Below are 10062 nucleotides of genomic sequence, written 5' to 3' on the forward strand. Positions count from 1 at the left end.
TCAGATATTGTTAATTCTAACCTTTTTCATATATACTCCTTGTTGCCTTCCACGGTTTGAACCCAACCGTTGGAAGGCCCTTTTTTGTTTAGGCAGATATTCATAAGAGTGCGTTGTAAACATCTCTCTTGGAGATTGAACGATCTGTGGCTGTACGCTTCATTGCATCCTTGCGTGTGAGTCCCTGTGCCTCATAATGTGCGACGTGGGACTCCAACGTTAAAGACTGCCACCATGCCTGACGTTCCTGTTCCTCTTCCTCTTCGTCTTTCCCTTCAACCACCAGACAATATTCACCAATCGGTGGATTCTCCTCTAGTTTAGCAAGGCATTGCTCCACGGTTCCCCGCACCCATTCCTCATGCAGCTTGGTCAGCTCACGCGCAAGCACCACTTTGCGTGAACCTAATGTTTCCTTCAACACCATCAATGTCTTCACAATACGATGAGGTGATTCATAAAAAATAATTGTGCCGTGAGATACCTGAAACGATAGCAACAGCTTCTCTAGGTCCTTTTTCTCCCGTGGTGGAAAGCCAGCGAAGGTGAACCTTTCTGTATCCAGTCCTGAGGCAATTAAAGCCGATAGTGCCGCATTTGCCCCTGGGATAGGAATGACGCTAATTTCCGCTTCCAGTGCCAGTTTGACCAGATCCGAACCAGGGTCAGAAATGGCCGGTAAACCTGCATCGCTAACCAGTGCCAAATTTTTTCCTTCTATTATATAACGTATCAGTTCAGGCCCACTGGCAACCTTATTATGTTCATGATAACTGAAGAGCATATCCGGTGTAATTTCGAAATGAGTGAGCAGTTTGCGTGTCTGCCGTGTATCTTCGGCAGCGATAATACTACATGATTTTAAGGTGTTAATCGCCCTAAAGGTCATATCGTCCAGATTTCCAATAGGTGTCGCAACAAGATACAACTTTCCCCGTTCTTCTTCGCTGGTACTAAAGCTTTTTTGTACAGCTGCTTTCACACAGAATCCCCCTTGCTTACTTCTCCATAGATATCTCTTATTTCCTGAGTATAATTCCCATTTTCCTGATATACAATGAGCGGAGGCAACAAACGAACCTCCGGTTTGCCGTCACGTAATGCTTCAACTAGTACCATATTGGCTTCCATATGAACTCGTGGGTGAACAAAACGTATTCGTTTGGGTTCCAAACTATGTTTACGCATCAAGGTTATAATCTCACCCAGCCGCTGCGGGCGATGAACCATAGATACCTTTCCCCCATTACGTACAAGCCGGGTGGATGCCTGAATGACTTCTTCCAGTGTGCAGTTCACTTCATGACGGGCAATTGCCTGGTGAGGATTCAGCTTGATATCGCTACCATTTAGCGGCATATAGGGGGGATTCACGGTAATCGCATCATAAACACCATGTCCCGTGATGTGAACCAGCTCACGTAGGTCCCCTTCCCGAATCTGAATTGCTGCTTCTAATCCATTCAAGCTGACACTACGTCTAGCCATATCTGCCAAACGTGGTTGAATCTCAATTCCTTCAATAGACGCTTTTGTTCGTGTCGTTAGCAACAGCGGGACAACCCCATTGCCAGTACACAAATCCAGAATCTTCCCGCGCTGCGGAATACCGGCAAAACGTGCCAGCAAGACCGCGTCCATCGAGAAGCTGAATACTTCATCACTTTGGATAATGCGCAAATTATGTGAAAGCAGATCATCAATTCGTTCCGACTTCTTTTCATTTTCGTACATAGTGCTCTCCCATCTTTTATAACCAAAATCGCTTTTCACTCATACTTCCTTACAAAAAAGCCGTAGGCATCTTGCTCCTACGGCTTGTTTTTATTTATTCAAAAATGACAGACAGAAGAGGCAATCGCCTTCCGTTCGCAAATGTCCGTAATACACGTTGCATATATGAAATCCTTCATGATACAGCCTCGCTAGATTGTCGTAGCCTTCGCCCACGACCTCACCCGTTTGCCCTTCATCCTTAATGACGATCGGAGGAGGAAGCTTCGGCTTGTTTGCCGTCTTTTCTTCTCCAGAGGTTTCACGTTTGAGCATCTTGCGCACCTGTTCGTTTTCAATCGTTAGTCGTTGATTTTCCTCCAGCAGCTCTTTTACTGCCAGTTTCAATTCACCCAGATCGCTATGCAACTGTCCCATTTGGGTTTCCATTTCGTGAATACGCGCAAAAACATTTAATTTATCCAAGTTTCCACCCCGAAGCAACCTAATGGTTTACTTGACGACTACATCGTCCATTGGAAGTTCCTTGACCTTACTGATCTCAAATAGTTGAACATGCACCGTGCGATGACCTGCATTCACACCTACGACTTTACCTTCTCCCAAAGAGGTGATAACCATCTTACCCACCTGAGGTAGCTCTTCTCGCATGCTTTCGTAGTTATCATGTTCAAACTTGAGACAGCACATCAATCTCCCGCACAACCCGGAAATCTTCGTCGGATTCAGCGACAAACTCTGATCCTTCGCCATCTTAATAGATACCGGCTCAAAATCCCCCAGCCATGAGGAGCAACACAGAATACGTCCACAAGGTCCGATTCCGCCAAGCATTTTAGCCTCATCCCGTACGCCGATCTGCCGCAGCTCGATCCGTGTACGAAAAATACTGGCCAAGTCCTTTACAAGCTCTCGAAAATCCACCCGACCCTCTGCCGTAAAATAAAAAATGATCTTATTGCGGTCAAATGTAAATTCTACATCTACCAGCTTCATTTTAAGGCCATGGTCTTTAATTTTATTTAAACACGTGCCGAATGCATCCTTGGCCGCCAATTTATTCTCTTCTACAACAAGAGCGTCATCATCCCCAGCAATACGAATGACTTTTTTTAAGGGCAGGACAACATCCGAATCATTTACCTCTTTTTTGCCCACTACAACCTTGCCATATTCAATACCGCGCGCGGTCTCTACAATGACGCAGTTTTCTTTCTCCACTGGAAGATCCAGCGGATCAAAATAATAAGTCTTGCCCGCCTTCTTGAAACGGACACCCACTACACTATACAAAAATTAACCCCCTTGTATGCCACTAAACCTCATTTGAAGCCGACATTGTACGAATGGCCGCAATTGAAGTCTCACTGTCGCACAAACCGGGAACCTGGCGTCGCGGATTGTGCAGAGTGGAACAAGCGCGCCTTCCTGTTAGCCGGTGATAGAACCGCTTGTATCGGACAACCCAATCAGAAGCTGCTCCACGCATAATTGCCCGTTGACGTGAAAACGGAGCTTCTTCCTGCAATTCGCGGCCAAATCCATATAAGAGACCCATTGTTCCGTGCTGCGGGTGATTGCCAATTTGGAGACGGACTCCAAATGATCTATGAAAACAATGCTTTCGTGCCTTCCGTAACGGAAATGAAGCATATCCTTAAACCACAAATGAAACAGATGAAACAGAATATCCAGGTGTTCAGAAAGTCCAGTTTTAAAAATCTTCTGTTGAGCCAGAATAATAGACGAGCTCCCCCGACTCATGGACTCCTTCACTAATTGTAACACTACGTTTCTAATTTCTGCAAACCAATTCTGCTGGAGAATTTCTCTACATGATTCCAGTCCTGAAGCAATATGAACGACCGACCGGACAAGCCCTGCCGTATAGCCTTCCCCAATTAATGCCTGCATCATCATCTCCGGCTGTAAAGCGTGGAAAGGAACCTGCTGCGTCCGTGATTGAATCGTAGGCAGCAACGCCTGTCCATTTTCAGAAATGAGTATGCCGACCACTGGAATCTGGGGCTCCTCCAGAAATTTAAGTAGGCTATTAGCAGCTTGCACTGTCATGGTATCCGCCTGCCGAATGATATATACCTTCGGATTGGAGCTTTCAGATTTGTAAGAAAATATACGTTGAAGCCCACGAATCTGATCAATTTTAATCGTAGCTCCATCCGGCTCTACAATATGCAAATCTGGATGATTCCCGTGCTCTACCTTGCGGCATGACAAACACTCCCCGCATGCATCATCCGTCTGTCGCTCACAAAATAAAGCCTTAGCAAAGATCTGCGCCATGTTCATCTGCCCGCTTCCCGGCGGCCCGCTAAAAACATAGGCATGGTTGACCGTATGATTCCGTAGTGCACTTTGCAGCATTTTTTTGGCTACATCCTGGCCCATTATATGTTGAAAAGACATATTTCCTCACTTTCTCCACTGAAAACAACTGTGATCCATCGGCAAATCGTTGTTCTTCCAGGCATGTACATAGTCAAAAATAATCTGCCAGCATGATCAGCAAGCAGATTATTTCTTCGTGGCAACAGCCCGTCTGTATTCATTTATAACATAAGTCTGCATTAAAATGAGAGATTAATTAGCAATCCTCTGATCTCACCGACCCCTTGCAAAAGCTCAATCTTGCCTTGCTCGGTTTCGAGCAGCTCATCCGCCATTTTGAGCAACAGCTCATCCACTTCATCAATCAGCTTATAACGTTTGCTGCGTCCCCGGCGATCCCAGCCCTTCGTGTCCTTCATGGACACGCCTCGCCGAACGGTATCTTCCAAAAACCGTTTAACCAGCATCTTATAGGCCTTCAGCTCACGAATCGTCATTGAACGTGCAAGACGATCTCCCTGCATTTGTATTTCCTTAAAGCGCCGATTCAATTCCTCCTGCGAAGCTTGCTCTCCATTTTGCTGCATAACGTCGGAGAAGCTCTTGGGCTGAATTGGTTTTGCACTCATTTCATTTGTAGACAATGTACTTTGTAAAGGGCGATAGCCCGGATTTATTTTCATATAAACCTGCTTTCTCCCCGGATGCTTCCACTTTCCCCCTTCATGAACAGTTCAATCTAGAACTCAGGGTTTCTTCGGCTTTCCGGGAACTGCGCTGTAGCGCTGCCGTTTTAGTGGATCTGCCCTCACTCTCATCATGTGAGAAGATACAGGCGATTCCCCTATCATATCGGCAGAATAGGCCCTATTGTGTAGATTCAGAAATGCTCGAAACGGTCTACAGGCATCACGAATACCGTCGCTCCACCCACCTGGACTTCAACAGGCAACGGTAAATAGGAATCCGTCGTCCCGCTCATAGGGGTAACGGGTGTGACCAGCTGTTCACGAACCTTGCAACTGCTGCGAATGACGTTCATTAATGAGTCCACCTGATTGTCATCAACACCGATCATAAATGTCGTATTACCAGCACGCAGAAATCCTCCTGTGCTCGCCAATTTAGTAGCACGGAAATTAGCTTTCACCAGTCCGCTGGATAATCTGTTACTGTCCTTATCCTGTACAATCGCAATAATCAGCTTCATCCTGTATTCCTCCTTCAAGTCATATTAGAGACAACCTTGTCCCTAGCTCAATTTTACCGTATATCCTTCGACAATTATATGCTAAAATTCTGAACAAACCGCTTTTTCAGCAAATCCTTCAATACTTGCTCCACCTGCTCTGGCGCCGGAGATGCATCAACAATTGTAATTCGCTCTGGAAATTTGCGAGCCAACTCCAAATATGCCTCTCGCACCTTATGGTGAAACGATATACTCTCCATGTCGAGGCGGTCCATTTCTGCTCCTCGTGACGCATTAATTCTTGCCAATCCCAATTCGGGCTCAATATCCAGATAAAATGTGGCATCCGGCTCCCAATCATCCACCGCAAAGCGATTAATTGAAGCCACCTCTTCAATTCCGATCCCTCTTGCAAATCCTTGATAGACCAAGCTACTATCCACAAAACGATCACATAATACGATAGCTCCCTGTTCAATAGCCGGCTTTACCTTCTCCACCAAATGCTGACGCCGCGCCGCCGCGTATAAAAGTGCCTCTGTTCGAGCATCCATACTGGTATGAGCAGGGTCCAAAATGATAGAACGAATCTTTTCGGAAATTTCGATGCCACCCGGCTCCCTCGTCGTGATGACTGGATAGCCTTCTTCCTCCATAAACTTCGCCAGCCGTTGAATCATAGTTGTTTTACCGGAGCCGTCTCCCCCCTCCAGTGTGATAAAAATGCCTTTGCGATTCATGTTATTCCCTGCTTTCCTGCCTGAAAAATAAAAGTCACCCATAGGCTACGTATGCTTCTTTTATTCAGTCTTCTGTATTTGTTAAGTCTCTAGTATCTAATCTTTATTGTAAACGGAATACCCGAATTGTAAGCATACTTTCATCTGCTACCCCGTGCCACTTGGCTCCCAGCTCACGTAGACGACTCATCCGCAATGCAATCGCTTCTGTGATCGTTTCTCCTGCATATAGCAGTGGAATACCTGGAGGATACGGGATAATCATTTCAGCCGCTACCCTGCCAGCGGATTCGTCTACAGGCACGGTCTCCATCTGATCCGGGCTAATCGGTCGAAGCCCAAACGGCACCGGACTAGAGTATCCCTTCATTCTATCATTGTTCCACGTGGAAAAATCTAATTCGAATCTTTGCTGCTCTTTTTCCGTTGACCCCGGCTCAACAGCCGTCTCCTTAAATCTTATATCATTATCTATATGCACAAGAGCCTGCAACAGGTGACTCGCATCCTTAGCCGTAGAGCCTAACGTAAACAATAAAACAACATGTTTTTCGTCGCTCATCTCTGGAACACATCCGTAAGTCTCCAACTCATGCTTGAGTCCAAACCCATCCAGTATACCCCATGTATCATACAGCACCAATTTAAAAGGATCCTGGGTTGAATATCCGCTTATTCCCTCATCAGCCCTTTCTAGGACCTCAGAGATTCCCCTGTGAGCATATTCTCCCTCTAGTGCCTGCTGTGTAGGTTCTAGCAAGCGAAAGCGTGGGAGCTGCTCCAGGCCCTTTCTAAAAGCATCTGCCGCCGCTAAGCCCACTGTAAAAGCATCTGTTCCATACGCCTCTATATACCATCTTGCCAAATCCAGTGAAGCCATTAACGGATAAGAAGGGCTAGAGCTTTGCACCATCGCCAAACGCTGACGAAGCAGTTCCCGATGGATTCTCTCTCCCTGCACATGTAACATAGCCCCCATGGTCATGGCTGGAAGCATTTTATGTGTCGACTGGACGACTACATCAGCCCCGCAGGATAGCGCAGAGGCTGGCAAACGAGGATGCAACCCATAATGGGCACCGTGTGCCTCATCTATCAATAGCGGTACATGGGCTGCATGACAGGCCTTAGCCGTTGCCGTCAGGTCATGCCCCATCCCATAGTAATTAGGTAGTGTAAGTAACACCCCTTTAGCCGAAGGATAAGCCTTCAGTGCAGTTTTTATTGTATCCGTCGTTGGGGCAACCGCCAGCCCGCTTAGTGTATCTATTTCCGGATCTAGGAATACCGCATTAGCCCCTGACAGCATGAGACCGTTCAGGACAGATTTGTGTACATTTCTCTGTACCAGCACTAGATCTCCCGGCTCCGTACATACAGTTAAAATCATAGCCAAATTACCGACCGTGCTTCCTCCAATTAGCCAAAAGCTCTCTTCAGCACCAAAGCACTTTGCAGCCAGCTCTTGCCCTTCACGAATCACATCTTCTGGGTGATGCAAATCATCCAGTCCAGTAATCTCTGTCGCATCAATAGACATCACTTCTTGCAACAGAGATGCAATATTTTCGTGCTCATATACTTGTCCATTTTTATGACCGGGTACATGGAAAGAAGCATTGCCCTGAGTCCGGTAACGTATTAGAGCTTCCATTAATGGTGCATGTACCGCCTTTTTCCCCATCATTCTGCAATCCTTCCAAACAAAGCTTTATATCTACCTTATTTTATCGTAAAATCAAGCGGAATCCTACTTTTACTCACAGAAAAAAAGGCCCGTATCGACAGACCTTGGAATGCCAATCCTTCAAAGACTAATTAGCAAAGGATATTATGCATTTTTCTGTACCCAGATTTGCTTTAGTTGATCAATAAAAAAATGATATTTGGCATCAGTTGCATCCGTGTGCACCATTTCAGCTTCACACGTATCACAGATAAACTCGGAAACGATAAAAATGCCTTCATGCTTGTGCTGCCCGCATATAATACAGCGGTGGCCGCCTTGATCATGCATATCCATCCCACCTTGTTTCTTTTACTATTAGTATGGGGCACTTTCTACTATTTTAAACCTTTTCATAGCCCAGTTCGACGATATACTCTATATATATTCCATCTGGGCCATTATGGTGTTTGTACCCCGTATGTTTAAAAAACAGCCGTCTATGCCGATATAATAAGAAAAGCTCTTATATATGGATACCCTTTCATCGGAGCCCTTGAACACTTCATCAGTGATAGCTTTTCCAGTAATTATAGAGTAGGCTAGCTAACACTGGATGTCGATCATTCTGTATTTCTACAAAAACGATTAAATGCTTATTTAAAGCGGCATGAGCGAAGTACCGTCCCTTTTTCCGGCTGTGGACGGGAAGCCACTTGTGATGCAGTAGATTAATGAAAGGACTGTTCGCATGACAGAGGAAACCGGAACCAAAGCTACCTACTATCACTACAAGCTCATTAAAAAAATCAGTATACCGCGTCAACTAATATGGAGTCATATCACACTGCCTGTTATTATGCTTCTCTTTCTGCTTCTTGCCTTTTCCTGGACTAGCGTGTTTTTGTTTGCTCTTGCCTTTTTCCTAACCTTATGGGTACACTTCGTAATCTCACGATCTGTCCTATACATCGGTGGCGGAACATCCTTCCGCAAACGCTGGGCATTCCACCGTAAATTACCTTGGCTAGGCTATATGACAGACCAGTACATAGGCTATAGCATCTTTCGTCGTGTGCACATACATACCCTCTGGATCGGTATCTGCTTATCAGCCGTATTCATTCTCTGGTCTCCACCAGCCTTTACTGTATCCTTACTCTTCTGGCATCTATGGCTTATTGCACCGCGTCTATACATCCTCAGTCGGCTTACAGGCGAGAGAAAAGACGGCATGTTGAAGTTTACCGATGAAGATGCCTCATATTATCAACAGTAAATTTAATCACTCATTATCCGTACAGATAGAAAACTCAGGTCTGAACTAACCTACCAACGATCTAGACTGAAGCAATAAAAAAGGAGCAACCTCAAACGGTTACTCCTTTTTTTTGTGTCTTAACAATTAAAATCGCTTTATTCTCTTATCAAGTAAACTTTTCCTCATCGTTATCCTCGTTATTCATGTAGAGCATTTGATCAACATGCAAATATATAAAAGGAAGCCACTCCCTACTCAACGGCAGTTCTGAGTGCTTCCCCATATCCGATCTCTTCATTCATCATTATACACAGCATACAATATGCTGAGTTTACTATAAATATGATCTACAATAAATCCTATGCTACTTACTCGGTTGAAAACCGTGTCCCTAATTAAGATCCACGCTTTTGCTCTTCACAACAGCCTTTCTGTCTTTTGGAACCAATACAGTAAAAGAACCATCATGCACAGACAAATGCACCATATGCTTATTTTTCTGAAACACCTTCTGATTCGAGGTGGATAAATTCGGTTCCTCAGTCCAGCCCCAAGCTGCAATCTCTTCTAAATAAGGAGCAGGTAGACTATCACTTTCCTTCAACGCTGGCAGTGCATAGCGAACATAGTCCATGTCCGAATTACTGCTGGCCCGATCGGTTTTACTAGCTTCTTTAGGAACTGGAAACGTCTTCTCGTTGGCAGCACCCTCAAACGATGTCCAAGAAGGCTCCTCTTCCACGCACCCGGTAAGAATCGCGACAGCGACACTGAATAGCACCAATAGAGCAAGCCATTTATTTCGCCGCATGATCTTCCCTCCTTACCAGCCTGATTGACTATACAAAATCCTATGATGGAGTTTGCATAAATCTGCAATAATGCAGCGTGTGTGTATGGGATTCAATACCTATATTATACAGGGTTTACTCCTACATTCCGTAACAAAAATGTTACCTTCCTTTTGTAAGGATATTTCTAAAATATACGTATATGCAAAAAAAGGATCATAATCTCAACGAGATCATGATCCTCTTTACTTGTTGCTTGGCGACGTCCTACTCTCCCAGGACCCTGCGGTCCAAGTACCATCGGCGCTGGAGGGCTTAACGGTCGTGTT

The 10062-nt window shown here is 45.2% G+C and carries 12 protein-coding genes and 1 rRNA gene; 1 reads left to right on the forward strand and 12 read right to left on the reverse strand.

What is annotated here, in order from left to right; all coding sequences use genetic code 11:
- Positions 1-100: 100 nt before the first annotated feature.
- From rsmI to ACL9RM_RS23250, 10 genes are all read right to left on the reverse strand, one after another.
- Complete coding sequence (gene rsmI, locus ACL9RM_RS23205; protein WP_250267100.1) at positions 101-982, reverse strand: 16S rRNA (cytidine(1402)-2'-O)-methyltransferase; 882 nt, start codon at positions 980-982, stop codon at positions 101-103.
- Positions 979-1734, reverse strand: a complete 756-nt coding sequence (locus ACL9RM_RS23210) for a tRNA1(Val) (adenine(37)-N6)-methyltransferase (RefSeq protein ID WP_025722559.1) — start codon at positions 1732-1734, stop codon at positions 979-981. Before ACL9RM_RS23210 ends, rsmI begins: the two co-directional genes overlap by 4 nt.
- Positions 1735-1824: 90 nt before the next feature.
- Positions 1825-2199, reverse strand: a complete 375-nt coding sequence (yabA, locus tag ACL9RM_RS23215; protein WP_025722558.1) for a DNA replication initiation control protein YabA — start codon at positions 2197-2199, stop codon at positions 1825-1827.
- 27 nt (positions 2200-2226) lie between these two features.
- Positions 2227-3027 carry a PSP1 domain-containing protein gene (locus ACL9RM_RS23220; protein WP_013308110.1) on the reverse strand — a complete coding sequence of 267 codons (801 nt, stop codon included), beginning with the start codon at positions 3025-3027 and terminating at the stop codon, positions 2227-2229.
- Positions 3028-3165: 138 nt separating this feature from the next.
- Positions 3166-4161 carry a DNA polymerase III subunit delta' gene (gene holB / locus ACL9RM_RS23225; RefSeq protein ID WP_235306834.1) on the reverse strand — a complete coding sequence of 332 codons (996 nt, stop codon included), beginning with the start codon at positions 4159-4161 and terminating at the stop codon, positions 3166-3168.
- Between the two features lie 161 nt (positions 4162-4322).
- Positions 4323-4766, reverse strand: a complete 444-nt coding sequence (locus ACL9RM_RS23230; protein WP_013308108.1) for a YaaR family protein — start codon at positions 4764-4766, stop codon at positions 4323-4325.
- Positions 4767-4963: 197 nt separating this feature from the next.
- Positions 4964-5293 carry a cyclic-di-AMP receptor gene (locus tag ACL9RM_RS23235; RefSeq protein ID WP_007427998.1) on the reverse strand — a complete coding sequence of 110 codons (330 nt, stop codon included), beginning with the start codon at positions 5291-5293 and terminating at the stop codon, positions 4964-4966.
- A 74-nt stretch (positions 5294-5367) separates the two neighbouring features.
- Positions 5368-6015, reverse strand: a complete 648-nt coding sequence (tmk, locus tag ACL9RM_RS23240; RefSeq protein ID WP_013308107.1) for a dTMP kinase — start codon at positions 6013-6015, stop codon at positions 5368-5370.
- 103 nt (positions 6016-6118) lie between these two features.
- Positions 6119-7702: an aminotransferase class I/II-fold pyridoxal phosphate-dependent enzyme gene (locus ACL9RM_RS23245; RefSeq protein ID WP_250267098.1), complete on the reverse strand. Its 1584-nt coding sequence runs from the start codon at positions 7700-7702 to the stop codon at positions 6119-6121.
- 144 nt (positions 7703-7846) lie between these two features.
- Entirely contained in the window at positions 7847-8032 is a 186-nt protein-coding gene (locus tag ACL9RM_RS23250) for a sigma factor G inhibitor Gin (protein ID WP_023986422.1), read from the reverse strand.
- 400 nt (positions 8033-8432) lie between these two features.
- On the opposite strand from ACL9RM_RS23250, the gene ACL9RM_RS23255 reads away from it, so the two are divergent.
- The gene (locus ACL9RM_RS23255; RefSeq protein WP_061831832.1) at positions 8433-8960 is read left to right on the forward strand and encodes a hypothetical protein; all 528 of its coding nucleotides are present in this window, start codon (positions 8433-8435) and stop codon (positions 8958-8960) included.
- A gap of 373 nt (positions 8961-9333) precedes the next feature.
- On the opposite strand, the gene ACL9RM_RS23260 is transcribed toward ACL9RM_RS23255, so the two are convergent.
- Complete coding sequence (locus tag ACL9RM_RS23260; RefSeq protein WP_013308104.1) at positions 9334-9753, reverse strand: hypothetical protein; 420 nt, start codon at positions 9751-9753, stop codon at positions 9334-9336.
- Positions 9754-9987: 234 nt separating this feature from the next.
- Positions 9988-10062 (reverse strand): 5S ribosomal RNA (gene rrf, locus ACL9RM_RS23265); the annotation flags it as partial.

Origin of the sequence: Paenibacillus sp. S29 (genome assembly GCF_049319765.1) — a bacterium.
GTDB classification, from domain to species: Bacteria; Bacillota; Bacilli; order Paenibacillales; family Paenibacillaceae; genus Paenibacillus; species Paenibacillus polymyxa_B.

What these genes read in the sequence shown, in the direction of transcription:
- ACL9RM_RS23250 (WP_023986422.1), bottom strand. Translation starts at nt 8,032, where the DNA reads ATGCATGATCAAGGCGGCCACCGCTGTATTATATGCGGGCAGCACAAG.
- ACL9RM_RS23255 (WP_061831832.1), top strand. Translation starts at nt 8,433, where the DNA reads ATGACAGAGGAAACCGGAACCAAAGCTACCTACTATCACTACAAGCTC.
- ACL9RM_RS23245 (WP_250267098.1), bottom strand. Translation starts at nt 7,702, where the DNA reads ATGATGGGGAAAAAGGCGGTACATGCACCATTAATGGAAGCTCTAATA.
- ACL9RM_RS23210 (WP_025722559.1), bottom strand. Translation starts at nt 1,734, where the DNA reads ATGTACGAAAATGAAAAGAAGTCGGAACGAATTGATGATCTGCTTTCA.
- ACL9RM_RS23230 (WP_013308108.1), bottom strand. Translation starts at nt 4,766, where the DNA reads ATGAAAATAAATCCGGGCTATCGCCCTTTACAAAGTACATTGTCTACA.
- ACL9RM_RS23235 (WP_007427998.1), bottom strand. Translation starts at nt 5,293, where the DNA reads ATGAAGCTGATTATTGCGATTGTACAGGATAAGGACAGTAACAGATTA.
- tmk (WP_013308107.1), bottom strand. Translation starts at nt 6,015, where the DNA reads ATGAATCGCAAAGGCATTTTTATCACACTGGAGGGGGGAGACGGCTCC.
- holB (WP_235306834.1), bottom strand. Translation starts at nt 4,161, where the DNA reads ATGTCTTTTCAACATATAATGGGCCAGGATGTAGCCAAAAAAATGCTG.
- ACL9RM_RS23260 (WP_013308104.1), bottom strand. Translation starts at nt 9,753, where the DNA reads ATGCGGCGAAATAAATGGCTTGCTCTATTGGTGCTATTCAGTGTCGCT.